24 protein-coding genes are annotated in these 25049 nt (G+C 67.7%); 12 read left to right on the forward strand and 12 right to left on the reverse strand.

Annotated elements, in window-relative coordinates; genetic code table 11:
* Positions 1 to 134 precede the first annotated feature (134 nt).
* On the forward strand, positions 135 to 869 hold the full coding sequence (locus SB771_RS24305; protein ID WP_175662012.1) for a PepSY-associated TM helix domain-containing protein: 735 nt from the start codon (positions 135 to 137) through the stop codon (positions 867 to 869).
* A gap of 104 nt (positions 870 to 973) precedes the next feature.
* Here the strand turns inward: SB771_RS24305 and SB771_RS24310 are convergent, their stop codons facing one another.
* From SB771_RS24310 to SB771_RS24345, 8 genes are all read right to left on the reverse strand, one after another.
* On the reverse strand, positions 974 to 1999 hold the full coding sequence (locus SB771_RS24310; RefSeq protein ID WP_006751913.1) for an XdhC family protein: 1026 nt from the start codon (positions 1997 to 1999) through the stop codon (positions 974 to 976).
* Between the two features lie 274 nt (positions 2000 to 2273).
* Positions 2274 to 3674: an amino acid permease gene (locus tag SB771_RS24315; RefSeq protein WP_175662013.1), complete on the reverse strand. Its 1401-nt coding sequence runs from the start codon at positions 3672 to 3674 to the stop codon at positions 2274 to 2276.
* Between the two features lie 220 nt (positions 3675 to 3894).
* Positions 3895 to 4551, reverse strand: a complete 657-nt coding sequence (rqpR, locus tag SB771_RS24320; protein WP_006751915.1) for a response regulator transcription factor RqpR — start codon at positions 4549 to 4551, stop codon at positions 3895 to 3897.
* A 7-nt stretch (positions 4552 to 4558) separates the two neighbouring features.
* Positions 4559 to 5374 (reverse strand): quorum system sensor histidine kinase RqpS, encoded by an 816-nt coding sequence (rqpS, locus tag SB771_RS24325; protein ID WP_175662014.1) that lies wholly within the window; start codon positions 5372 to 5374, stop codon positions 4559 to 4561.
* A gap of 416 nt (positions 5375 to 5790) precedes the next feature.
* Positions 5791 to 6561, reverse strand: a complete 771-nt coding sequence (locus SB771_RS24330; protein WP_175662015.1) for a ferredoxin--NADP reductase — start codon at positions 6559 to 6561, stop codon at positions 5791 to 5793.
* A gap of 227 nt (positions 6562 to 6788) precedes the next feature.
* Complete coding sequence (locus SB771_RS24335) at positions 6789 to 7436, reverse strand: LysE family translocator (protein ID WP_175662016.1); 648 nt, start codon at positions 7434 to 7436, stop codon at positions 6789 to 6791.
* 107 nt (positions 7437 to 7543) lie between these two features.
* Positions 7544 to 8359 (reverse strand): endonuclease/exonuclease/phosphatase family protein, encoded by an 816-nt coding sequence (locus tag SB771_RS24340; RefSeq protein ID WP_011658166.1) that lies wholly within the window; start codon positions 8357 to 8359, stop codon positions 7544 to 7546.
* Positions 8360 to 8364: 5 nt separating this feature from the next.
* Positions 8365 to 8853, reverse strand: a complete 489-nt coding sequence (locus SB771_RS24345; RefSeq protein ID WP_175662017.1) for a hypothetical protein — start codon at positions 8851 to 8853, stop codon at positions 8365 to 8367.
* A gap of 417 nt (positions 8854 to 9270) precedes the next feature.
* Here SB771_RS24345 and SB771_RS24350 point away from each other — a divergent pair, with 417 nt between their 5' ends.
* From SB771_RS24350 to SB771_RS24395, 10 genes are all read left to right on the forward strand, one after another.
* Positions 9271 to 10251: an AAA family ATPase gene (locus SB771_RS24350; RefSeq protein ID WP_105831977.1), complete on the forward strand. Its 981-nt coding sequence runs from the start codon at positions 9271 to 9273 to the stop codon at positions 10249 to 10251.
* 124 nt (positions 10252 to 10375) lie between these two features.
* The gene (locus tag SB771_RS24355; protein WP_175662018.1) at positions 10376 to 11485 is read left to right on the forward strand and encodes an NAD(P)/FAD-dependent oxidoreductase; all 1110 of its coding nucleotides are present in this window, start codon (positions 10376 to 10378) and stop codon (positions 11483 to 11485) included.
* 150 nt (positions 11486 to 11635) lie between these two features.
* Positions 11636 to 11947, forward strand: a complete 312-nt coding sequence (locus tag SB771_RS24360) for a high-potential iron-sulfur protein (RefSeq protein WP_006751923.1) — start codon at positions 11636 to 11638, stop codon at positions 11945 to 11947.
* Positions 11948 to 12138: 191 nt separating this feature from the next.
* A complete protein-coding gene (locus tag SB771_RS24365) occupies positions 12139 to 13446 on the forward strand; it encodes an MFS transporter (RefSeq protein ID WP_105831975.1) in 1308 nt (435 codons plus the stop codon).
* A gap of 315 nt (positions 13447 to 13761) precedes the next feature.
* Positions 13762 to 15390 carry an ABC transporter substrate-binding protein gene (locus tag SB771_RS24370; RefSeq protein ID WP_175662019.1) on the forward strand — a complete coding sequence of 543 codons (1629 nt, stop codon included), beginning with the start codon at positions 13762 to 13764 and terminating at the stop codon, positions 15388 to 15390.
* Positions 15391 to 15507: 117 nt separating this feature from the next.
* A complete protein-coding gene (locus SB771_RS24375; protein ID WP_011658160.1) occupies positions 15508 to 16518 on the forward strand; it encodes an ABC transporter permease subunit in 1011 nt (336 codons plus the stop codon).
* A gap of 4 nt (positions 16519 to 16522) precedes the next feature.
* On the forward strand, positions 16523 to 17440 hold the full coding sequence (locus SB771_RS24380) for an ABC transporter permease subunit (RefSeq protein ID WP_105831972.1): 918 nt from the start codon (positions 16523 to 16525) through the stop codon (positions 17438 to 17440).
* A 2-nt stretch (positions 17441 to 17442) separates the two neighbouring features.
* Positions 17443 to 18441: an ABC transporter ATP-binding protein gene (locus SB771_RS24385; RefSeq protein WP_105831971.1), complete on the forward strand. Its 999-nt coding sequence runs from the start codon at positions 17443 to 17445 to the stop codon at positions 18439 to 18441.
* On the forward strand, positions 18438 to 19454 hold the full coding sequence (locus SB771_RS24390; RefSeq protein WP_175662020.1) for a peptide ABC transporter ATP-binding protein: 1017 nt from the start codon (positions 18438 to 18440) through the stop codon (positions 19452 to 19454). The genes SB771_RS24385 and SB771_RS24390 overlap by 4 nt, the downstream gene beginning before the upstream one ends.
* A complete protein-coding gene (locus tag SB771_RS24395; RefSeq protein WP_011658156.1) occupies positions 19447 to 20592 on the forward strand; it encodes a TraB/GumN family protein in 1146 nt (381 codons plus the stop codon). Before SB771_RS24390 ends, SB771_RS24395 begins: the two co-directional genes overlap by 8 nt.
* 557 nt (positions 20593 to 21149) lie before the next feature.
* Here the strand turns inward: SB771_RS24395 and pxpA are convergent.
* From pxpA to pxpB, 3 genes are read right to left on the reverse strand one after another with little or no spacing between them, the layout of a single operon-like run.
* Complete coding sequence (gene pxpA, locus SB771_RS24400) at positions 21150 to 21914, reverse strand: 5-oxoprolinase subunit PxpA (RefSeq protein WP_011658155.1); 765 nt, start codon at positions 21912 to 21914, stop codon at positions 21150 to 21152.
* A 55-nt stretch (positions 21915 to 21969) separates the two neighbouring features.
* Entirely contained in the window at positions 21970 to 23040 is a 1071-nt protein-coding gene (locus SB771_RS24405) for a biotin-dependent carboxyltransferase family protein (RefSeq protein WP_175662021.1), read from the reverse strand.
* Positions 23037 to 23693 (reverse strand): 5-oxoprolinase subunit PxpB, encoded by a 657-nt coding sequence (gene pxpB / locus SB771_RS24410; RefSeq protein ID WP_175662022.1) that lies wholly within the window; start codon positions 23691 to 23693, stop codon positions 23037 to 23039. The genes SB771_RS24405 and pxpB overlap by 4 nt, the downstream gene beginning before the upstream one ends.
* 148 nt (positions 23694 to 23841) lie before the next feature.
* Between pxpB and SB771_RS24415 the strand changes: the two genes are divergently transcribed.
* On the forward strand, positions 23842 to 24354 hold the full coding sequence (locus SB771_RS24415) for a winged helix DNA-binding protein (protein WP_006751934.1): 513 nt from the start codon (positions 23842 to 23844) through the stop codon (positions 24352 to 24354).
* A gap of 80 nt (positions 24355 to 24434) precedes the next feature.
* Here SB771_RS24415 and SB771_RS24420 read toward each other — a convergent pair whose 3' ends face one another.
* Complete coding sequence (locus tag SB771_RS24420; RefSeq protein ID WP_105831967.1) at positions 24435 to 25043, reverse strand: 5-formyltetrahydrofolate cyclo-ligase; 609 nt, start codon at positions 25041 to 25043, stop codon at positions 24435 to 24437.
* Positions 25044 to 25049 lie beyond the last annotated feature (6 nt).

Raw genomic sequence — 25049 nt, forward strand, 5'->3', positions numbered from 1 at the left:
CCCGCCCGCCGTGCGTGCTCCGATTGAGCCGCCGCGTCATTTGTGTAATGATATCCATTCTCATTTTGATGTTATCCGGGCGACGCGCGTTTTCCGTGCGTCGCCCGTTGCTTTGAACGAATGGACCTTCTCGCGTGAACGCGCCCGAAACAATCGCCCCGCCGCAGGCGGGCATGCCTCCCGCGCACGTTACCGTGCCGCATCCGGCCGCACGTCCGCTGAGCGACGCCGAACTGGCGGCGCGCCGCCAGCGCTCGCGCCGCGCGACCTTCATCAAATGGCTGCGCAAGGTGCACGGCTGGGTCGGGCTATGGGGCGCGGTGCTCGGGCTGCTGTTCGGCGTGACGGGCGTGCTGCTCAACCACCGTGCGCCGCCGCTGAAGATCTCGACCGGCGAACCGCAGGTCGAGCAGATGCAGATCGCGTTGCCGGACCCGGTGCCGAAGTCGCCCGCGGCGATGACGAAGTGGCTGCAGCACGAACTGCACTTCGACGGCCGGCCGGGCCGTGTGCGCAAGGAACCCGCGCAGCCGGTCGCGTGGGGCGACAAGCGCGTGATGCAGCCCGAGCACTGGCAGATGGGGCTGTTCGGGCCGCACCAGAACCTGCAGGCCGAATACTGGGTCGGCAACGGCTACGTGTCGGTGAAGCGCACCGGCAACACGTTCCTGACGACGCTGAACAACCTGCATCGCGGCGTCGGCATGAATGTCGGCTGGGTGCTGCTGATGGACACGATCGCGGGTTCGCTGATCCTGTTGTCGCTGACGGGCGTGCTGCTGTGGACGGAGCTGAACAAGCGCCGCACGGTCGGCGTCGTGCTGGTGGTCGGCTCGGTCGCCGCGGCGCTCGCCGCCGGCCTTGCCTGACGCAACCTGCCTGACGCAACGGTAGAAACGCGCCGGCTCGGTGCCGGCGCATGGGGCGCGCATCCGGCGCGACGGCCCTGCGCCGCTGCCCGCGCCGGCCGCCCTCAGAGGCCGCAGGTCGCGCCGTTGTTGGCCGCGATCTCGCGGGCGGCCTTCGCCCCCTCGACCTGCAGGATCGTCGGCAGCGACACGTTGTTCTTCGCGGCCGTGACCTCGGCGAGGATCGAGATCGCGATTTCCGGCGGCGTGCGGCTGCCGATGTAGATGCCGGCCGGCCCGTGCAGCCGCGCCAGTTCCGCGTCGTTCAGGTCGAATTCGAGCAGCCGCTCGCGCCGCGCCGCGTTGTTGCGCCGCGAGCCGAGCGCGCCCACGTAGAACGCGGGTGTCTTGAGCGCCTCCATCAGCGCGAGATCGTCGAGCTTCGGATCGTGGGTGAGCGCGATCACGGCCGAACGCGCGTCGAGCTTCATGTCGAGCACGGTGTCGTCGGGCATCGTGTGCACGACGCGGGTGCCCGGCACGTCCCACGCATCCGTGTACTCCTCGCGCGGATCGCAGACCGTCACCTGGTAGTCGAGCCCGACCGCGATCTGGCACAGATAGCGCGACAACTGCCCGGCACCGATCACGAGCATCCGATAGCGCGGCCCGTGGATCGTCACGAGCCGTTCGCCGTCGAACGCGAGCCCGTCGGTCGCCTGCGCGGGCGACAGCGACGCGCGGCCGGTCGCCAGCGTCATCGTGCGCGTGACGAGCCGGCCGGCCTCCACCTCGGCGCACAACGCGGCAATCCCGCTGTCGCGCGTGAGCGGCTCCAGCACGAGCTGGATCGTGCCGCCGCAGGGCAGCCCGAAGCGGTGCGCTTCCTCGGCCGTCACGCCGTACTTGACCGCTTCCGGGCGCGCATCGGCCGCGATGCCGCTCGCATGCACGCGGGCGATCAGGTCGTCCTCGATGCACCCGCCGGACACGGAGCCGACCACGAGCCCGTCCTCGCGCACCGCGAGCATCGCGCCTTCGGGGCGGGGCGACGAGCCCCACGTCTTCACGACCGTCACGAGCAGCACGCGGCGCCCTTCGTCGAGCCAGCGCGCGCTCGACTTCAGCACGTCGAGATCCACACTTTCCATCGTCGTTCCCTCATTGATTGGGCGCATTATGACGCGCCCGCCGCAGGCTTGCTTGCCGTGCGCCGGCGCGTGGCCGAGCGGTGGCGGCGATGGGGAGGAACGGTTCGGACGAGCGGTTCGGACGACCGGTTCGGGCGGCGGCGCGGACCACCCGCTCAGGCTGCCCGCGCTCGGTGCCTGCTCACGCCGCCCGCCGCCCCACAAACGCAAACGGCGCGCCCGCGAGGCGGGTGCGCCGTTGCAGCGGAGCGACGCGGCGCGTCGCAGCCGGATGTCAGTCCGCGTGGCCGCGGGCGAGCTTCGAGTGGTGACGCGAATACAGGAAGTAGATCACGAGGCCGATCACGAGCCAGATGCCGAACGCGGCCCACGTGACGGGCTGCAGGTTGAGCATCAGGAACAGGCACGCGCCGACCGCGAGGATCGGCACCACCGGCACGCCCGGGCAGCGGAACGCGCGCGGCAGCTCCGGATGCGTGCGGCGCAGCACCAGCACCGCGATCGACACCATCGAGAACGCGGCGAGCGTGCCGATGTTGATCAGCTCGGCGAGCACGTTCAGCGGCACGAGCGCGGCGATCAGCCCGAAGAACAGGCCGACGAGCCAGGTCGTCAGGAACGGCGTCGCGAAGCGCGGATGCACGCGCGACAGCATCGCCGGCAGCAGCCCGTCGCGCGACATCGCGAAGATGATCCGCGTCTGGCCGTAGCTCATCACGAGGATCACGGTCAGCATGCCGAGCACCGCGCCGAGATCGATGAAGCCCGCGACCCACTTCTCGCCGGCGATCTGCAGCGCATACGAGATCGGGTGCGACACGTTCGCGTACTGGGCCGCCGGCACGATGCCGGTCGCGACCGCCGCGACCGTCACGTACAGCACCGCGCACACGGCGAGCGACGCGATGATGCCGATCGGCAGGTCGCGCTTCGGATTCTTCACTTCCTCAGCCGCCGACGACACCGCGTCGAAGCCGATGAACGCGAAGAACATCACCGCGGCCGCGCCGAACACGCCGTTCCAGCCGTGCGGCATGAACGGTTTCCAGTTCGCGGGCGTCACGTGGAACAGGCCGACCGCGATCACGAGCAGCACCACCGACACCTTGATGAACACCATGATGTTGTTGATGCGGGTCGACTCGCGGATGCCGATCGACAGCAGCGTCGTGATCACCAGCATCACGAGGAACGCGGGCAGGTTGAACCACGTGACGACGTCGGGAATCGCGCCGGGCGCGGCGGTCAGCACGGTCGGCAGCGCGAGCCCGAAGCCCTGCAGCAGCGACTGCAGGTAGCCCGACCAGCCGACCGACACGGCCGACGCCGCGAGCCCGTATTCGAGCATCAGGTCCCAGCCGATGATCCATGCGACGAGCTCGCCGAGCGTCGCGTACGAGTACGTGTAGATCGAGCCCGCGACCGGAATCGTCGACGCGAATTCGGCGTACGACAGCGCCGCGAGGCCGCACGCGATCGCCGCGATCACGAACGACAGCATCAGCGCGGGGCCGGCCTGAACGGCGCCGGTGCCGGTCAGCACGAAGATCCCGGTGCCGATGATCGCGCCGATGCCGAGGAAGGTGAGGTCGATTGCGCCGAGCGCTTTCTTGAGCCCGGCGCCATGCGCGCCGGCGATCATGCGATCGACGTTTTTCTTGCGGAAGAGGGACATTGCGGATGAGTCTCCAGCGCGCGCGAACGCGGCGGCGCCGAGTGAGAGAAGGAAAACCCGCAATTTTAGCCGATTTGGCGCGCAAGACCTGCTGCGGTGCAGCGGCGCGCGGCGGAATCGTCCGAGAAAACAAGCGCTTGCACGCAGCGTGCGGCGATCGGGGCCGGCCCGTGGCAGGCCGGCGCGGCGCGCGTCGTACGATTTCGGTGAATGCGGGGGATCAGGCGCCCGACGCGGGCGCCATGTCGACGAGCCGGTTGCTCATCACGTAGAACGTCAGTTCCGCGTTGTTCGACAGCCGCATCTTCTCGAGCAGCCGCGACCGGTACACGCTGACCGTCTTCACCGACAGCGACAGCGTGTTCGCGATATCGGTGAGGCGCTTGCCCGATGCCAGCATGCAGAGCGTCTGGTATTCGCGATCGGACAGCTTCTCGTGCGGCAGCGGTTCGTTCTCGAACGACACGTATTCGGCGAGCGCCTCGGCCATCGCCGGGCTCACGTACTTGCGGCCGGCCGCGACCTGCTGGATCGCGCCGATCATCTGCGCGGCATTCACCGTCTTCGACAGATAGCCGGATGCGCCGGCCTTCAGCGCGCGCACCGCGTACTGATCCTCGCGGTACATCGAGAACATCAGCACCGGCGTGCCCGGCAGCTTGCGCTTGATGCGCTTGAGCAACTCGATGCCGTTGGTGTCCGGCAGCGAGATATCGAGCAGGATTACGTCGAAGGTCTGACGGTCGACGGCGGCCACCGCATCGCTGCCGGTCTCGGCTTCGGTCACTTCGCGCGCGACGCCGCGGTCGATCAGCAGGTGGCGGACCCCTTGCCGGACGATCGCGTGGTCGTCCACGAGGAGGATGTTCAGGCTCATCGCGACCTCACGAAAGCGACGCGCGGCGCGCGGCGGCCGGCACCGCGAACAGCGAGTTCCATGCGAAGCGCGCGGTGATGCGCGTGCCGCGGCCCGATTCCGGCGCGCGCGTGTCGAAGCTGCCGCCGAACGCTTCGCAGCGGGCGCGCATGCCGGCGAGGCCGTAGCCGACACGCCGGCGGCGCGAGAAACCGGTCCCATCATCGGTGACGATCAGGGACAGATGCGCGCCGTCCGTGTCGATCCGCACGTCGACGGACGCCGCGCGCGCATGCTTCGCGACGTTCGACAGCGCTTCCTGCGCGACGCGGAAGATCGCGAGCGCACTCGCGCCGGCCAGCTGCGTGAGCCGTGCGTCGGCTGCGCAGACGAAGCTCGTGCGCAGGCCGGTGCGCGCCGCGTGGCTGTCGACCCACGCCGACAGCGCGCCGACGAGCCCGCCGTCGAGCGCCGGCGTGTCGCGCTCGTCGATCAGGCGGCGGTTGGCATCGGTCGCGGCGTCGAGTGCCTGCTGCGCCAGTTCGAGCGCGCGCAGGCAGCCTTCGGGCGCATCGGCCGGCAGCCACGTTTGAACGTTTGCGAGTGCGAATCGGGCGGCGGTGAGTTCGGCGCCGAGCCCGTCATGCAACTCGCCGGCCAGATGGCGGCGGGCGGCTTCGTCGGCTGCCATCAATTGGGTGGACAGCGTCGCGATCCGGCTGGCGGATGCGTCGCGCTTGGGGAGGGTTTCGGCCACGGGTGCGGCCGCGGCGCGGCTGTGCACGAGCGGCCGCGACGGGAACGGGGCGTGGGCGCCGGGGGGCGCGTTGAGCGACGTATCCATGACTCTCCCTGCTGTCAGAAAGCGATTCACACACCGGCTGGCTGCGTGGATTGGCTGCCGTTTCGATCGCGGCCGCCGCCAGAGCGTCGCCCCGGGCCGAGGTAACAAAAGTTACATCTTGTAACGTTTGATTCCGACCCTTCAACGACCATCCGAACCGCAACCGCGCCGGCCGAATCATATCTCAAAAAATCTGGAAAAGTCATGCCGGGCGGACATTTAAGGGTAAATGTGAATAATCGGAACGAACCTGTTGTAGGAAAAACACCGACACGAAAGCACCGGGCCCGCCCGTATCAAAATGTAACTATTTGAGATTAGATGGTCGCAGTTTGTTACGAATTCGCCAAGTGGGGACGAAAAAAAACCGGAGCTTTTGCTCCGGTTTCTTGATGCTGCACAAATTCGGGGATCGATCAGTCCACGAATGCGCGCTCGATCACGTAGTGACCCGGTGCGCTGTTCTTGCCTTCGACCAGGCCGGCCTGCTTCAGCAGGTCGGTCGTGTCCTTCAGCATCGCGGTGCTGCCGCACAGCATCACGCGGTCGTTTTCCGGCGAGAACGCCGGCACGCCGAGATCCGTGAACAGCTTGCCCGTCGCGATCAGGTCGGTGATCCGGCCCTCGTTGGCGAACGCTTCGCGCGTGACCGTCGGGTAGTACACGAGCTTTTCCTTGATGATGTCGCCGAGGTACTCGTGGCCGGGCAGGTCGTGCTTGATGTAGTCCATGTACGCCAGCTCGCCCTTCAGGCGGCAGGTGTGCGTCAGGATGACCTTGTCGAAGCGGTCGTAGATGTCCGGATCGCGGATGATCGACATGAACGGCGCGAGGCCCGTGCCGGTCGACAGCATCCACAGCGTCTTGCCGGGCAGCAGGTTGTCGGCGACGAGCGTGCCGGTCGGCTTCTTGCCGATCAGCACCGAGTCGCCCACCTTCAGGTGCTGCAGGCGCGACGTCAGCGGGCCGTTCTGGACCTTGATGCTGAAGAATTCGAGGTGCTCTTCGTAGTTCGGGCTGACGATCGAGTAGGCGCGCGCGAGCGGCTTGCCGTCGACTTCGAGGCCGACCATCGTGAATTCGCCGTTGTTGAAGCGCAGGCTCGGCTCACGGGTGCAGGTGAAGCTGAACAGCGTGTCGGTCCAGTGATGGACGGATTGGACGGTGGCGGTGTCGTATTTGCTCATGGCTTTGAAAACGGACGCGCGTAGCGAACGCGTGTAACGGGCCCAAAAACGGGCAAAAAAACCGAGTGCGTCGGCCCGATCGCGGATCGGCCGGCCGGCGCGTCGGACACGCGCCTTCTCGATGACAGACGTTTGAGGAACTGGTTATTTTACCCTGCTTGGGGCAGATGCGGGCTTGACCCGCCCGGCTGCGCGGATTTGGCGCAACGAATCATTTCAGCGAGCTTTCAACGATCGGCCGCGAGCTTCGCGCCGAGACCGACGAGCGCGACGCCGCACAGCGCGTCGAGCGGGCGCCGCACGCGCCGGTAGCCGCGCTGCGCGCGCGGGCTCGCGAACAGGAACGCGACGCACGAATACCAGCCGGCCGACAGCACGCCGATCGTCACCAGCACCGCGCCGTTGAACCACAGCGGCACGTGCGCGGGCAGCATCGCCGCGAACACGCTGGTCCAGAACGCGCACGATTTCGGGTTGGTCAGGCAAGTGAGCAGGCCGCTGCGATACGCGCGCAGATAGTCGCGCAGGTGCGGCGCGGCCAGCGGTGTGCTCACATCCGCGGTGTCGGCCGGCGCCGCGTCGCGGCGCACGCCCGAGCGCAGCAGCTTGATGCCGAAATACACGAGATAGACGGCGCCGCCGATCCGGATCGTCTCGTACAGCCATTCGACCTGGTGCAGCACGGCCGCGAGGCCGAGCATCGCGAGCGTCGCCCAGGCCATCGATGCGGTGCCGACGCCCAGTGCCGACGCGGCGCCAAGACTGCGCCGCCCTGCGAGCGACAGCTGCGAAATCATGAAGAAATTCGGGCCGGGCGTGATCGCCGCGACGAGGTAGACGACGGCGATTTGCAGCAGGATCGGGAGGTAATTCATGGTGGCGCGGCGGCAGGCGGGCAAAGCGCTACTGTAGCGCGCGCCGTGCAACCGCGCTTGCGGTGTCAGGGCTTCAAGGGAGTCAGCGCTTCAAGGGCGTCAGTGCATCACCGCGGATCGAGCCGCAGCCGCGCGATATACGGCAGGTGGTCGGACAACCACGCGGTTTCGCCGGACGGCGCCTGCCATTCGAGCGGCGTCAGCCCGCGCACGAACATCTTGTCGAGCGCGAGCGCCGGCGAGAACGCGGGGAACGTGCGGCCCGACTGGCCGAGCAGCGTCGCGACCTCGGACATTCCGATCTCGCCGAACAACGCGACCGAATCGTTGCGCCAGTCGTTGAAGTCGCCGGCGAGCACGAGCGGGTCGTCGCCCGCGTTGCGCACGATCCAGTGCGCGATCCAGTGCATCTGGCGCAGCCGCGCCGCGCGCGTGAGCGCGAGGTGCGCGCACAGCAGCGTGACGGGTCGCGCGCCGGCGAGCGTCGCGCGCGCGACCAGCAGCCCGCGCCGCTCGAAGCGGTGCGCGGAGATGTCCCAGCGGCCGCCAAGGTCGAGCGGATGCGGCGACAGGATCGCGTTGCCGTGCCGCCACGACGGCTTGAACACGTTCGGCCCGAGCGCGATCTGCCAGTCGAGCGCCTGTGCGATCTCGGTGGCCTGGCAGTGCCACACGTCGTCGACCGCGTCGTCGATCGGTGCGCCGAAGCCCGTTGCAAGCATCGGGCGCGGCATGCGGCGCGCCATCGCTTCCTGCAGAAAATACACGTCGGCGTGCGTCGATTGCATCCAGTTGCGCATCGCATTCCACGCGGTGAAGCCGAGCGGCGAGCGGCCCTTGTGCAGGTTCCAGCTGACCGCGGTGATTTCGTCGGGCGCGGCGTGCGGTTCGGCGAACGGCAGGGACAGGGCGTCGGCGGACATGGCGCTCAGTCCTTTGCGACGTGCGCGCGCACGCGATAGACGAGATGCGGATGCTGCTCGACGAGCGTCCAGTCGGTCCAGGCCTCGCCGCCGACCGACAACCCCGGATGGCTCGCGACGATCTGCCGCGGCGACGCGGGCACGCACGGATCGCTGCGCGTCGCGTTTTCGTCGTCGAGGGTTTCCTGCACGTCGAGCGCGAGCGACACCGTGTGCGCGGCGTCGTCGACGGCGAGCGGCGCGACCGTCACCGAGCGCGAGCGCTCGGTCGGCACGACGCGCGCGGCATTGCCGCAGCCGACGGGCACGGCGGACGGATAGCGATGGGTGTCGGTGCGGGTTTGACCGACGGTGGTGCGCTGCTGGAACGTGTCGATCGTCTGACCGTCGCGCACCACCTGGATCTCCCATGCGACGGCGGCCGGTGCGGGGCTCTGCGCATGGGCCGCGAGCGCGAGGCTCGCGAGCAGGACGGCCAGGCCGTGTTTCAGCATGAAACTTCTCCGGAAACGCGGGGTAGCGGGGAATGGACGCACATCTTACGCCCGATCGATTTGGACGGTCGTGTGACAGGACGCGTCGCCGCGGGTTCGCAGCACGATCCGGTCCTGATAGAAAGGTAGGTGCGCGTCACGCGTTTTCAAGCGAAAAGGCGCGCGAACTTGGCGACGCTCGTGGGCTCGATGACGAGGCGTTTTCGCTCGTGTCCGGATCGTAGCCAGACCGGCGCGATGGCCGGTGAATCATCGATGATACGCCGCGCGGCGCGACGCTGCAGTGCGCGCGTGGTGTTAGCAGCAGTGTCGGACGGCTGCTTGCTTGCGCGCCGATGCGGGATCGCTACACTGAAATCGTAAGGGTCTGATGGTCGTGTCTGATGGTCGTGTGATCGCAGCAGGAGCGAGGTTGGTATGACGACGGCGATGGTGAAACAGGAACTGGCGGTGGCATCCTTCAGCACGGTGTACGACCTCGAGCAGGTCGAGACCGCGCTCAACGACTTGAACGAGAGCGCGAGCGACGCACTGCGCGCCACCTACGAGCGGATGCTCAAGACGGGCAATCTGCGCTTTTGCGTGAAGCCGAACCGGATGCCGTCGTTCGACGAACTCGGCGACGCGCTGCCCAATTTCACCGAGCCGCTCGACGACGTGCGCAAGCAGGTCGCGTTGTGTCTCGAGACCGACGACCGGCTCGAACTGATGCCGATCCTGCTGCTCGGGCCGCCCGGCATCGGCAAGACGCATTTCGCGAAGGCGCTCGCGAAGCTGCTCGGCACCGCGTACCACTACGTGCCGATGAGTTCGCTGACGGCCGGCTGGATCCTGTCGGGCGCGTCGTCGCAATGGAAGAACGCGAAGCCCGGCAAGGTGTTCGAGGCGCTCGTCAACGGTAGCTACGCGAACCCGGTGATCGCGGTCGACGAGATCGACAAGGCCGGCAGCGACGCGCAATACGATCCGCTCGGCGCGCTGTATGCGTTGCTCGAGCACGACACGGCGCGCGCGTTCGTCGACGAATTCGCCGAAGTGCCGATCGATGCGGGCAACGTGATCTGGATCGCGACCGCGAACGAAGCGCAGGCGATTCCGGAGCCGCTGCTGAACCGGATGAACGTGTACGAGATCGCGCCGCCCGATGCGGCCGGCGCGCGGCGGATCGCGCAGACGATCTACGACGAGATCCGCACGTCGCACGCGTGGGGGCAGCGCTTCCCCGACACGCTCGACGACGACGCGCTCGACGTGCTCGCCGCGACGCCGCCGCGCACGATGCGCCGCGCGCTGCTGCATGCGTTCGGCGCCGCACGGCTCGACGGCCGCGACGTGATCGCGCCGTCCGACATTCGCGCCGACGAGGGGGCCGCGAAGCGCCGACCGATCGGATTCTGAGGCGGCGGCGCGCGGTTCGCCGCGGCCCGCGCGCACATGCCGATACAGATGGGTTCGGCAGGCGGGCGAACCGGGACGTACAATTCCTATCTCTCCCCTCGACGCGTGAGCGACGCGAAACGCCATGGAGCAGACGGATTGTGTGGTGATCGGCGCAGGTGTGGTCGGTCTTGCGATTGCGCGTGAGCTGGCCGCGCGCGGGCGCGAAACGATCGTGCTCGAGGCGGCCGACGCGATCGGCACGGGCACGAGTTCGCGCAACAGCGAGGTGATTCACGCGGGGCTCTACTACCCGCGCGGCACGCTGAAGGCGATGTCGTGCGTGCGCGGGCGCGAACTGCTGTACGAATTCTGCGAAACGCATCATGTGCCGCACCGGCGCATCGGCAAGCTGATCGTCGCGACGAGCGTCGCGCAGGTGAAGCAGTTGAAGGCGCTCGCCGCGCGCGCGGCGGAAAACGGCGTGCTCGACCTGCTGCCGCTCACGCGCGCCGAGGCGCAGACGCTCGAGCCCGCGCTCGACTGCGTGGAAGCGGTGTTCTCGCCATCCACCGGCATCGTCGACAGCCACCAGCTGATGCTCGCGCTGCTCGGCGACGCGCAGCGCAACGGTGCGACGTGCGTGCTGAAATCCCCGGTCGAATCGATCGACGTGCTGCGCGGCGGCCGCTTCGTCGTGCGCACCGGTGGCGACGTGCCGACCGAAATCGAGGCGGCGTGCGTGATCAACAGCGCGGGCCTCGGCGCGCAGGCGCTCGCGCGCCGCACGCGCGGCCTCGACCCGCACTGGGTGCCGCCGCTCTATCTCGCGCGCGGCAACTACTTCAGCCTGTCCGGGCGCGCGCCGTTCTCGCACCTCGTGTATCCGATGCCCGACCGGGGCGGGCTCGGTATTCACCTGACGCTCGACCTGGCCGGGCAGGCGCGCTTCGGCCCGGACGTCGAATGGGTCGATGCGCTGCGCTATGAAGTCGATCCGGCGCGCGCGCAGGCGTTCTACGCGTCGATCCGCGCATACTGGCCGGAACTGCCCGACGACGCGCTGCAGCCGGCTTACTCCGGGATTCGTCCGAAGCTCGCGGGGCCGGGCGAGCCGCCGGCCGATTTCATCGTGCAAGGCGGCGCGCAGCACGGCGTGCGCGGGCTCGTGAACCTGTTCGGCATCGAGTCGCCGGGGCTGACCGCGTCGCTCGCGCTCGCGCAGCGCGTGGGCGACATGACGTCGAACGCGTGACGCGCACGGGGCGGCGCCGTGTGCGAGCCCCCGTGTGAAATCCCTTATCTCCAGCATTTCGGCGCGCACATTTGTGCGCATGGCGGGTATTCTGTCGGACGGCTGTCGACAGAACGGCTTTCAAACCAATAACGTTGGAGCGAGTCCCCCATGAAAACAACCCGTCGGAGTTTCCTGATCACGAGCATTGGCGCCGTGTCCGCGCTGGCGCTGTCGCGCGAAGCGCTGGCCGATGCGCCGATGCTGTCGGAAACCGATCCGACCGCCGTGGCGCTCGGCTACAAGGCCGATGCCACGAAGGTCGACAAGACGAAGTATCCGAAATACGCAGCGGGCCAGGATTGCGCGGCCTGCATGCTGTACCAGGGCAAGAAGGGCTCGGCTTCGGGCCCGTGCGGCGCATTCCCCGGCAAGCAGGTGTCGGCGAAGGGCTGGTGCAGCGCATTCTCGAAGATGGGTTGACGTGCGCAGCGGCATCGTGCGGTGCCGCAATGTGGCGAAAACCGCGAAACGCCCGCCATCGGAAGATGGCGGGCGTTTTTTATGCTTGAAAACGGTTCCGTCGCTTTCTACACTCGCTGCACACCAGCGCGCCGCGGGCCCTCCGCGCGCCGCACCGCCCGACACGGCGAATTCACGAGGACGAGGCACGCATGGCGACGATTGCGAATTCAACGAAAACGGCCCGGCCCGAGCGTGCGCTGAACCGGCGCGCGGTCGTGGCGGCCGTGATCGGCAATGCGCTCGAGTGGTACGACTTCACGGTGTTCGGCTTCATGACGGTCGTGATCGCCGAGCTGTTCTTCCCGACTTCCAGTGAATATTCTTCGCTGCTGCTGACCACCGCGACGTTCGGCGTCGCATTCTTCATGCGCCCGATCGGCGGCATCGTGTTCGGGCTCTATGCGGACCGCGCGGGCCGCAAGGCCGCGCTGTCGCTCGTGATCCTGCTGATGACGGCCGGCATCTTCCTGCTCGCGATCGCACCGCCCTATGCGGCGATCGGCATCGGCGGCCCATTGCTGATCGTGCTCGGCCGCCTGCTGCAGGGTTTCTCGGCCGGCGGCGAATTCGGCAGCGCGACCGCGCTGCTGATCGAAGCCGCGCCATTCTCGAAACGCGGTTTCTACGGCAGTTGGCAGATGGCGAGCCAGGCGGCCGCGCTGCTGATCGGCGCACTGGTCGGCGCGGCGATCACGCGCGGGCTGTCGCACGACGCGCTGCGCAGCTGGGGCTGGCGCGTGCCGTTCATCCTCGGGCTCGTGATCGGTCCGATCGGCTTCTATATTCGCCGCCATCTCGCGGATTCCGAAGCATTCCTGCATGCACAGCAAAGCGCGCGCCGCGCGACGCTCGGCGAAGTGTTCACGCGCTATCCGCGCGAGGTGCTGTGCGGGCTCGGCTCGGTGATCGCGCTGACGGTGACGATCTACGTGCTGATCAGCTATCTGCCGACCTTCGCGGTGAAGCAGCTGAAGCTGCCGTATGCGGAGTCGTTCTACGCGGTGATCGTCGGCAATCTGTTGCTGATGGTGCTGTCGCCGATCGCGGGCGCATGGTCGGACCGCATCGGCCGCAAGGGGCTGTCGCTGTGGTCGCTCGTGCTGACGCTCGCGCTGATGTACCCGCTGTTCGCGTGGCTCGACGCGGCGCCGAGCATCGGGCGGCTGATCGCGGTGCAGGCCGTGCTGTCGGTGACGCTCGCAGGCTACTACGGGCCGTTCGGCGCGATGATCGCCGAGCTGTTCCCGGCCAACGTGCGCTCGACCGGGCTGTCGATCGCGTACAACGTCGCGGTGATGCTGTTCGGCGGGTTCGGGCAGTTCATCGTCACGTGGCTGATCAAGACGACGGGCACGCCGCTCGCGCCCACCTATTACGTGATGGCGGGGCTCGCGCTGTCGATCGTCGCGGTCGCGTTCGTGCCCGCGCGCAACGCGGATCTCGACGCGCCGGACTGATCCCGCGTGCAGCGCGGGCACCGCATCGGTTCCAAGGCTGCAACAATGCGCGCGGTTTGGCCCGAAAACGGGCTGACGTGCCGCTATCGGCGCGTACAAATTGTTTAGTTGACGAAGGAAACACGCGCCGGATCGGCGAAATGGCCGTCCGCGCGTGCAGAGGCACTTTTCGCGCGTGCCAGACATCCGCAAAAACCCGCGGAGATGCGTGTAGAAGAGTTTTTTCTCCAGCTTGTTGCAGAATCGCTAGCTCAAGTAATATCCGCGTACCCGGCCCCTGGGGGACCGGTTCCGATCTGGAAACCTGGAGGAAACATGGAATACAACCGTCTGTTGCACACCCTGCGTGTTACCGCCATTGCAGGCGTGGCAGCGGCATCGCTCGGCGTCGCGGGCTCTGCATTCGCACAGATCCCGAACAAAACGCTCGTCTACTGCTCAGAAGGCAGCCCGGCGGGTTTTGATTCCGCGCAATTCACGACCGGCGTCGATTTCACGGCCGCCACGTTCACCGTCTACAACCGGCTCGTCGAATTCGAGCGCGGCGGCACGAAGGTCGAGCCGGGCCTCGCGGAGAAGTGGGACGTCTCGTCCGACGGCAAGGTGTACACGTTCCACCTGCGTCATGGCGTGAAGTTCCACACGACCGACTTCTTCAAGCCGACGCGCGAATTCAACGCGGACGACGTCGTGTTCTCGTTCGAGCGCATGCTCGATCCGAACCAGGCGTTCCGCAAGGCCTACCCCGTGTCGTTCCCGTACTTCACCGACATGGGCCTCGACAAGCTGATCACGAAGGTCGAGAAGGTCGATCCGTACACCGTGAAGTTCACGCTGGCCGAACCGAACGCACCGTTCATCCAGAACATGGCGATGGAATTCGCGTCGATCCTGTCGGCCGAATACGGCGACCAGCTGATGAAGGCCGGCAAGGCCGCCGACATCAACCAGAAGCCGGTCGGCACGGGCCCGTTCATCTTCCGCAGCTACACGAAGGACGCGACGATCCGTTTCGACGGCAATCCTGACTATTGGAAGAAGGGTGCCGTGAAGCTGTCGAAGCTGATCTTCTCGATCACGCCCGACCCGGGCGTGCGCGTGCAGAAGATCAAGCGCAACGAATGCCAGGTGATGAGCTATCCGCGTCCGGCCGACATCGCGACGCTGAAGGCCGACTCGGGCATCGACATGCCGTCGCAGCCGGGCTTCAACCTCGGCTACCTCGCGTACAACGTCGAGCACAAGCCGGTCGACAAGCTCGAGGTGCGTCAGGCACTCGACATGGCGATCAACAAGAAGGCGATCCTCGAATCCGTCTATCAGGGCGCGGGCCAGGCCGCCACCGCGCCGGTGCCGCCGACCCAATGGTCGTACGACAAGAACCTGAAGATGCCCGCGTACGACACCGCGAAGGCGAAGGCGCTGCTCGCGAAGGCCGGCTTCCCGAACGGTTTCGACATCACGCTGTGGGCCATGCCGGTGCAGCGCGCGTACAACCCGAACGCCCGCCTGATGGCCGAGATGATCCAGGCCGACTGGGCGAAGATCGGCGTGAAGGCGAAGATCGTCACGTACGAGTGGGGTGAGTACATCAAGCGTGCGCACACGGGCGAGCAGGACACGATGCTGATCGGCTGGACGGGCGACAACGGCGACCCGGACAACTGGCTCGGCACGCTGCTCGGCTGCGAGGCGATCAAGGGCAACAACTTCTCGCACTGGTGCTACAAGCCGTTCGACGAGCTGGTCCAGAAGGGCCGCACGACGACGGGCCAGGACGCGCGCACGAAGATCTACACGCAGGCTCAGCAGATCTTCGCGCAGCAGCTGCCGTTCTCGCCGATCGCGAACTCGACGGTCTACCAGCCGGTACGCAAGAACGTGGTCGACATGCGCATCGAGCCGCTCGGCTATGCCCGCTTCGACGGTGTCGGCGTGAAGTAACACGACCCGTGTAAGCTGTCTGCAACGATCGAGAAGGCACTATTCATCCGGCGGCGGGAGGCCAAAAGCTTCCCGTCGCCGGTCGCACATTTCCCACAAGAAAATACGAGACGCATCATGTTCACTTTCGTGTTGCGCCGCGTGGGCATGGTGATCCCGACCTTCATCGGCATCACCATCCTGGCGTTTGCGCTGATTCACCTGATACCGGGCGACCCCATCGAAGTGATGATGGGCGAGCGCGGCGTCGATCCCGCGATGCATGCGGAGGCAATGAAACGGCTCGGCCTCGACCAGCCGCTGCCGCTGCAGTACATCCACTACATCGGCCGTGCGCTGCACGGCGACCTCGGCACGTCGATCATCACCAACACCAGCGTCGCGGGCGAATTCTTCGCACGCTTCCCGGCGACCGTCGAGCTGTCGCTGTGCGCGCTCGTGTTCGCGCTCGCGGTCGGCCTGCCGGCCGGCGTGATCGCCGCGCTGCGACGCGGCTCGGCCATCGATCACGGCGTGATGGGAACCGCGCTCACCGGCTACTCGATGCCGATCTTCTGGTGGGGGCTGATCCTCATCATGGTGTTTTCCTCGTATCTCGGCTGGACGCCCGTGTCGGGGCGCATCGCGGTCGAATACGACTTCCCGCACCCGACGGGCTTCATGCTGATCGACGCGTTGTTCGCGCCGGACGAAGGTGCGTTCAAGTCGGCGGTCAGCCACCTGATCCTGCCCGCGATCGTGCTCGGCACGATCCCGCTCGCGGTGATCGCGCGGATGACGCGCTCGTCGATGCTCGAAGTGCTGCGCGAGGACTACATCCGCACCGCCCGCGCGAAGGGGCTGTCGCCCGCGCGCGTGGTCGTCGTGCATGCGCTGCGCAACGCGCTGATCCCGGTCGTCACCGTGATCGGCCTGCAGATCGGCACGCTGCTCGCGGGCGCCGTGCTGACCGAGACGCTCTTTTCGTGGCCCGGTGTCGGCAAGTGGCTGATCGATGCGATCGGCCGTCGCGACTATCCGGTCGTCCAGGGCGGCATCCTGCTGATCGCGACGCTCGTGATCGTCGTGAACCTGGTCGTCGACCTGCTGTACGGCGTGCTGAATCCGCGCATCCGCCACACGAGGTAATTCCATGAGCAATCTGCAAAACACCCTGCCGAGCGAATCCGCGCCGGCCGGCGGCCGTGCGCTCGCGCTGCGCGAGTTCTGGGCCAACTTCTCGCGCAACCGCGGCGCCGTCGGCGCCGGCATCGTCGTGCTGGTGCTGATCCTGGTCGCGCTGCTCGCCCCGCTGATCGCGCCGCACAGCCCGGTCGAGCAATACCGCGACTACGTGAAGATCCCGCCCGCGTGGCTCGAAGGCGGCAACTGGCACTTCATCCTCGGCACCGACGAAGCGGGCCGCGACATTCTTTCGCGCCTGATGTTCGGCGCGCGGATGTCGTTCTGGATCGGCTTCGTGTCGGTCGTGCTCGCACTGATCCCCGGCATCGTGCTCGGGCTGGTCGCCGCGTTCTTCCAGAAGTGGGCCGACACGCCCGTGATGCGCATCATGGACGTGCTGCTCGCGCTGCCGTCGCTGCTGCTCGCGGTCGCGGTCGTCGCGATCATCGGCCCGGGCCTCACCAACACGATGTTCGCGATCGCGATCGTCGCGCTGCCGGCCTATGTGCGTCTCACGCGCGCGTCCGCGCTCGGCGAACTGCAGAAGGAGTACGTGACGGCGTCGCGCGTGGCCGGTGCCGGCACGGTGCGCCTGATGTTCTCGCAGGTGCTGCCGAACTGCACGGCGCCGCTGATCGTGCAGGCGACGCTCGGCTTCTCGTCGGCCATTCTCGACGCGGCCGCGCTCGGCTTCCTCGGCCTCGGCGTGCAGCCGCCGACCGCCGAGTGGGGCGCGATGCTCGCGTCCGCGCGCGACTACATCGACAACGCATGGTGGATCGTGACGATGCCCGGCCTGTCGATCCTGATTTCGGTGCTCGCGATCAACCTGCTCGGCGACGGGCTGCGCGACGCGCTCGATCCCAAACTGAAGCGGATGGCCTGACCATGAGCCAAGATCTTTTGACTATCCGCAATCTCGCGGTGAACTTCAACGGCCTGCCCGCTGTCGACCGGATCAACCTGTCGGTTGCGCCGGGCGAGGTGGTGGGCGTCGTCGGCGAATCGGGCTCGGGCAAGAGCGTGACGATGATGGCGCTGATGGGCCTGATCGACGCGCCGGGCAAGGTGACGGCCGACGAGGTCACGTTCAACGGCGTGGACCTGCTGAAGGCGTCGCCGAAGGCGCGCCGCAAGATCGTCGGCAAGGACATCGCGATGGTGTTCCAGGACGCGCTGTCGAGCCTGAATCCGAGCTACACGGTCGGCTACCAGATCAAGGAGGTGCTGAAGCTGCACGAAGGACTGCGCGGCGACGCGCTGCACCGGCGCGCGCTCGAACTGCTCGACCAGGTCGGCATTCCCGATGCGAAGAACCGCATCACGGCGTTCCCGCACCAGATGTCGGGCGGGATGAACCAGCGCGTGATGATCGCGATGGCGGTCGCGTGCAACCCGAAGCTGCTGATCGCCGACGAGCCGACCACCGCGCTCGACGTGACGATCCAGGCGCAGATCATGGATCTTCTCGTGAAGCTGCAGAAGGAGCGCGGGATGGCGCTCGTGCTGATCTCGCACGATCTGGCCGTGGTGTCGGAGGTCGCGCAGCGCGTCGCGGTGATGTATGCGGGCGAGGTGATCGAGACCAATCGCGTGCCGGACATCTTCCGTGCGCCGCATCATCCGTACACCGAAGCGCTTCTCGCGGCGATTCCCGAGCACAATAAGGGGGCGCGTCGCCTTGCCGCATTGCCGGGCATGGTGCCGGGCCGCGATGATCGCCCGTCCGGCTGTCTGTTCGCGCCGCGCTGCAAGTACGTCGTCGACGATTGCCGCAAGGCGCGTCCGGCGCTCGACACGCTGGTGCCGGCCAACGATGCGATGCGTGCGCGCTGCATCAAGCCGCTCAATATTTCCAACCTCGACCTGACGGGAGGCGCACGATGAATGCAGTCCACGAAACGCGTGCGTCGCACGGCGACGAGGAAGCGGTGCTGATCGCGGATGGCCTCGCGAAGCACTACTCGGTGAAGCGCGGGATGTTCGGGCAGGGCACCGTGAAGGCGCTGAACGGCGTGTCGTTCACGCTCAAGCGCGGCAAGACGCTCGCGGTCGTCGGCGAGTCTGGCTGCGGGAAATCGACGCTCGCGCGCCAGCTCACGATGATCGAGACGCCCACCGCGGGCAGCCTGGTGATCGACGGCAAGAACGTGGCCGGCGCGAACCGCGAGACGGTCGCCGACCTGCGCCGGCGCGTGCAGATGGTGTTCCAGAATCCGTTCGCGTCGCTGAACCCGCGCAAGACCGTCGAGCAGACGCTCGGCGAGCCGCTCGAGATCAACGCGAACCTGACGGCCGCCGAACGCGCGGCGCGCATCGCGCAGATCATGCGCACGGTCGGCCTGCGGCCCGAGCACGCGAAGCGCTATCCGCACATGTTCTCGGGCGGCCAGCGCCAGCGCGTCGCGATCGCGCGTGCGATGATCCTCGATCCGCGCATCGTCGTCGCCGACGAGCCGGTGTCCGCGCTCGACGTGTCGATCCAGGCGCAGATCCTGAACCTGTTCATGGATCTGCAGGAGCAGTTCAAAACCAGCTACGTGTTCATCTCGCACAACCTGGCGGTGGTCGAGCACGTCGCGGACGACGTGATGGTGATGTACTTCGGCAGCGTCGCCGAGCTCGGCGACAAGGCGACGATCTACGCGCGGCCGCGGCATCCGTACACGCGCGCGCTGATGTCGGCGACGCCGGCGATCTTCGAGGAAGACCGCCGCGTGCAGATCAAGCTGCAAGGCGAGCTGCCGTCGCCGCTCAATCCGCCGTCGGGCTGCGCGTTTCACCAGCGCTGCCCGTACGCGATCGAGCGGTGCCGTGTCGAGGAACCGCAGTTGCGCGACGTCGACGGACGCCGTGTGGCCTGCCATCGCGCCGAGGAGGTGGGGGAGGCGAATGCCTGATGGTTTGGCGGCGCGCGCGTCAGACGTGCGCCGTTCGGGGACTGGCAGCGCGCGCGTGATGCGCGCGTGCCGCAACGCACGGCGTTGGAGCGTGCGCACGGTCACGGGCGCGGCGCTGGCCGGCGCGTGCGTGGCCGCCAGCGTGCTGGTCCCGGCCGACGCCGCGCGTGCCGAAGGGCGCGCGCCGTCGAGCTCGCCGATCCATCCATCGCAGGTTCCGCCGCCCGGCCTGAGCCTGCCGGGCTTCCACGCGCCGTCCGTGTCGAACGGCACGGTCGCGCGCGGCACGGTGCGCGTGCAGCCCGCGCGCATGCCGTTCTATGTCGCCACCCGCGGCCGGGTCACGCTGTACGTGCTCGGCACGCTGCATACGGGCGACCCGTCCGACTACCCGAGTGCCCAGCCGTTCCGGCCGCGCATCCTCGGGGCGCTGGCCGCGTCGCCGACGCTCGCGCTCGAGCTGTCGCCGGACGATCTGCTCGAATCGCAGGACGACGTGTCGAAGTACGGCGTGTGCCGCTACCCGTGCCTGCAACGCCTGCTGCCCGAGCCGCTGTGGCAGCGGCTCGCCGCGCGCCTGCGCGGCAATCCGGCCGCGCTCGTGGAGATCCGCCGGATGCGGCCGTGGCTCGCGGCGCTGGTCGTCGAGACCTACGACTCGCTGTCGGCCGGCCTGCAGACCGAATACGGCACCGAGGCGCAGCTGCAGAACGTGTTCCTGAAGAAGAAGGGCGGCCGCGTGATCGGGCTCGAGACGCTGGCCGAGCAGATGCGTGCGTTCACCGGGCTGACACTCGCCGAGCAGCGCGAGATGCTCGCGCAGGACATGGTGCAGACGCCGGCGCAGAACGCGGCCGACATCAAGGCGCTGCACCGGCTGTGGCAAATTGGCGACGCCGATGCGATCGCCGCGTGGGCGGTCGCGAAGAGCGAGCGGCTGGCACGTTCGAAGGCGCTGTCGGCGTCGATCGACAACAAGATCCTGTACGAGCGCAACCGGCGCTTCGTTGCACGAATGACGGCAATCGCCGCGCCGGACCGGCCGGTATTCGTCGCGATCGGCGCGCTGCATCTGGGCGGCCCGCGCGGCGTGCTCGAATTGTTGCGCCGGCAAGGATACCGGGTCGACGCGAACTGATCGCGCCGGGTGCCGCGCATCGATCCTCCCCTGTTTGATCGACGTCGCGCGCGCGGTGCGAAGCGCGTGCGCGGCCGCGCGAGCCGATAAGGAAAACCCTCGAATCCTCAGGAAATAGCGTTTAAGACCATTGACATCCCGTTCTGCGAATCTCTATTCTTCATCCCACAAGTTGAAAAAATGAAAAGAATAGATAAGTTCTACGGGGTAGCAGAAAACAAAGCGCGGGGTTAGCGTAGCCGGCACGTGATGCGCGTGCCGGCCACGGAGTGTCTGCATGCACGGCGGGGCCAAACATCGTCGGTACAACAAATGCATGCGGCAGACTTGCGGATAAGCGACGTTCCGTCGTCCGACCGGGGGAAGCAGTATTCGGGCGGCGGCGGACGTTTTTTAATCCGGAGCAGGTTTCCGGTCACCGTCGACAGACGGTTTCGGGGGGCGAATCGACAGACGGCGAAGTCCGCGGCGATCGTGCCAACAGAAAAGCGCCACCAGGGCGCTTTTTTCTTTTGTGCGGCGGTTTTGGTCGGAGGGCAGCGGGGCTTGCGCGCTTTTCAAGCGTCTTCGTCGGCCTGCAGCGCGCCGGGCGCGACGACGTCGACACCGGCCGCTTCGAGCGCCGTGCGGATCCGCTTCGCGAACGCGAGCGCATGCGGGCCGTCGCCATGCAGGCAAACCGTCTGCGCATTGAGCGGCACCCACTCGCCGCTCACCGCGCGCACCTTCCGCTCGCGCACCATGTCGAGCGTGCGCGCGAGCACGGCATTTTCATCGTCGATCAGCGCGCCGGGCTGGCTGCGCGGCACGAGCGAGCCGTCCGCACGGTAGCCGCGATCGGCGAACACTTCCTCCACCGCGGCGAGCCCCGCGTGGCGCGCGGCCGCGACGAACACGCTGTTGGCGAGCCCGAACACGGCGAGCGACGGATCGAAGTCGTGGATCGCGGACACCACCGCGTCGGCGATCAGCGGGTCGCGCGCGGCCTGGTTGTACAGCGCGCCGTGCGGCTTCACGTGCGCGATGCGGCCGCCTTCGGCCTGTGCGATCGCCGACAGCGCGCCGAGCTGGTACAGCACGCCCGCATAGATGTCGCCGGCCGGCAGCTGCATTTCCTTGCGCCCGAAATTCTCCGGGTCGTGAAAACTCGGGTGTGCGCCGATCGACACGCCTTTCTGCACGGCCCAGCGCACGCAGTCGCGCATCGCATTGGCGCCGCCTGCATGCCAGCCGCACGCGATGTTCGCCGACGTGACGAGGTCGAGCAGCGCCTCGTCCGATCCGCATCCTTCGCCGAGATCGGCATTCAGATCGATTTCCATGATGTTCGTCGTCCACGGATGGCGTGGCGCGTCCTCCTTGTTGCTTACGACATTGTCACGCCGCGCGCGATTGCTCGCGGCGGCGCGTTTCCTCGCGCATCTCGATCGCGACGTCGATCTGCCGCAGATACGCACGTTCCGCGGTCAGGGCGGTGCGCGCGGCCTCGCGTGTCGTGCGCACGAAGCGGATCGGCAGGTTCAGGCGCGCCTGCGCGAGTTTCCAGAGATCCGCGTGGATCACCGTGCCGATCTTCGGATAGCCGCCGGTGGTCTGCGCATCGTGCATCAGCACGATCGGCTGGCCGTTCGGCGGCACCTGGATCGTGCCGGGCAGCACCGCGTGCGACAGCAGCTCGACCGGCCGCTCGCGCACCAGCTCGGCGCCGGCGAGGCGGTAGCCCATTCGGTTGCTGTTCGCGGTGACGAGCCATTCCTCGTCCCAGAACGCCTGCTGCGAATCGGCCGCGAACGACGCGTAGTCGGGGCCCGGCAGCACGCGCACGGGCATCGCCCACGGCGCGTGCGCGGGACGGTGGTGGCGGCGCGGGGGTTCGTCGACGCGCACGAACGCGCACCACGTGGGCGCCTTCACGCCGAATTCGGGCGCATCGGCCGCGAGGCAGCCGGCGCCGGCCGGCGGCACGCCGACCGGGAGCCGATCGCCGTCGCGCAGCGCGCGGCCGCCGAGGCCGCCGAAGCGCGACGCGAGATCGGTGCTGCGCGAGCCGAGCATCGGCAGCACGTCGACGCCGCCCGCGATGCACAGGTAGCCGCGCATCCCGCGCTTCGCGGCCGGCAGCACGAGCGTCTGCCCGGCCTCGACCGGCAGGCTCCACCATGAATACACGGGCTTGCCGTCGAGCGTCGCGCCGAATTCGGTGCCGGTGATCGCGATGCGCGTCGCGCGCGTGAAGCGGAACGCGGCCGGGCCGATCGTGATTTCGACGGCCGCCGCGTCGGGGCGATTGCCGACCAGCCGGTTGCCGACCTCGAGCGCGAGGCCGTCGAGCGCGCCGCCCTGCGCGACGCCGAGATGGCGCGTGCCGCGGCGGCCGAGATCCTGCACGGTCGACAGCGGGCCGGCGCGGACGACCTCGATCGTGCCCGGTGCGGTGTTCTGGCTCATGTCGCGTCGACTCCGGCAATGGTGAAGCGTACGCGGTCGCCGGGCAGCAGCAGCGTCGGCTGCGCCCGCGTGGGATCGAACAGCACGTGCGACGTGCGGCCGATCAGTTGCCAGCCGCCGGGCGACGTGGCCGGATAGATGCCCGTCTGCGCACCGCCGATGCCGACCGAGCCGGCCGGCACTTCGAGGCGCGGCGCCGCGCGCCGTGGCGTGTGCAGCGACGCATCGAGGCCGCCGAGATACGCGAAGCCCGGCTGGAAGCCGACGAAGAACACGACGTATGCGCCGGCCGCGTGGCGCGCGACGACTTCGTCGGCCGACAGCCCCGTATGCGCGGCGACAGCCGGCAGGTCGGGGCCGGCGGTGCCGCCGTATTCAACGGGAATCTCGACTTCGCGGCCCTCCGCGTGCTCGACGTCGGCGGTTTCCCACGCGTCGCGCAGCGCCGGCGTGAGCGACTCGGCCGTCGCGGCGAGCGCGTCGAACACGATCGTCAGATTGTTCATGCCCGGCACGACGTCGATCACGTCGGGCCACGCGCGCGCGACCTCGGCGACGGCCCAGACGCGGCGCTGGCAATCGAGCGTGGCGGGCGGCGGCACCTCGCAGACGAGGGCGGCATCGCCGAGCGGATAAATGCGGGGTTGCGTCATCGGACTGGCACGGTTCGGACGGCAATGTTAGCGCACATTGTCGATAAAATATCGACAACTTCCCAATAAGCGTTTTCGCCTAGCTCGTATGCCGGGGCTTCTGTCGTACACTCGGCACACCCTGTCATCCGGCTTGCGCCGCCTTTCCATGAAGCGTCCTGCGACCAAGATCGTGTCATCCGAACACCTCGTTTCCGAGTCGAGCGCCGAGCTGTCGGAGCTCGAATACGGCCTGATCATGGCCGGCAACGCATTCAACCGATGGATGGTGCGCTGCATGTCGGCCGCGGGCGCGAAGGACATGACGGCGGTCGAGGTGTCGCTGCTGCATCACGTGAGCCATCGCGAACGCAAGAAAAAGCTCGCCGACATCTGCTTCGTGCTCAATATCGAGGATACGCACGTCGCGACCTATGCGCTGAAAAAACTGATCGCGCGCGGCTATGTGAAGAGCGAGAAGAGCGGCAAGGAGGTGTTCTTCTTCGCGACCGACGCGGGCCGCGAGCTGTGCCTGAAGTATCGCGAGGTGCGCGAACATTGCCTGATCGAGACGCTGAAGGACAGCGGCCTCACCAACGCGCAGATCGGCGACGCGGCGCAGCTGCTGCGCCACGCATCGGGCCTCTACGATACGGCCGCGCGGGCGGCGGCCTCGCTGTAAACCTCGCTGTAAACGATTGCGAACGGGACGGGGAACGCGGTGACGCGCGGCATGCGGCTGGCGCGGTGTCGCGCGCCGCGTCATCCGGCGGCCGGGTAAAGCGCGGCGTCGGTGACGATCCAGCGCATCGCGAGATCGTGCGCCTCGGCCGGCAGCGCATCGACGCGGCACGCTTCATAGGCGATGCCGACCGTCACCGGCAGCGTGTCGCCCGGCCACACCGCGAGCGTGCGGTCGTAGTAGCCGCCGCCATAGCCGAGCCGGTAGCGCTCCAGATCGAATCCCACACACGGAATCAGCAACAGGTCGGGCACGACGACGACCCCCGACGCCGGCTCCGGAATCCGGTGATGCCCTTCGCGCATCGGCGTGTGCGCATCCCACGCATGGAACGCGAGCGGCGTGTGACGCTCGCCGATCACCGGCAGCGCGGCACGGCGGCCGGTGCCGGCCGCGGACCACGCGAGCACCGCGTCGCGCGCGTCGAATTCGCCCGGCAGCGGCCAGTAGAAGCCGACCGTGCGCGGCGCGAGGCGCTCGAGCAACGCGCGCAGCCGCGCGTCGAGCGCGGCGTTCGCGGCGGGCTGCGACGCGGCGTCGCGACGCGCGCCGGCCAGCGTTTTACGCAGTGCAACCTTCGGGTTCGGCACAGGGTTGCATGCTATGCTTTCGCTCAATTCGTGCTCCATTCAAAA

The sequence above is a fragment of the Burkholderia sp. SIMBA_051 genome, assembly GCF_046534915.1.
Taxonomy (GTDB): Bacteria; Pseudomonadota; Gammaproteobacteria; order Burkholderiales; family Burkholderiaceae; genus Burkholderia; species Burkholderia ambifaria.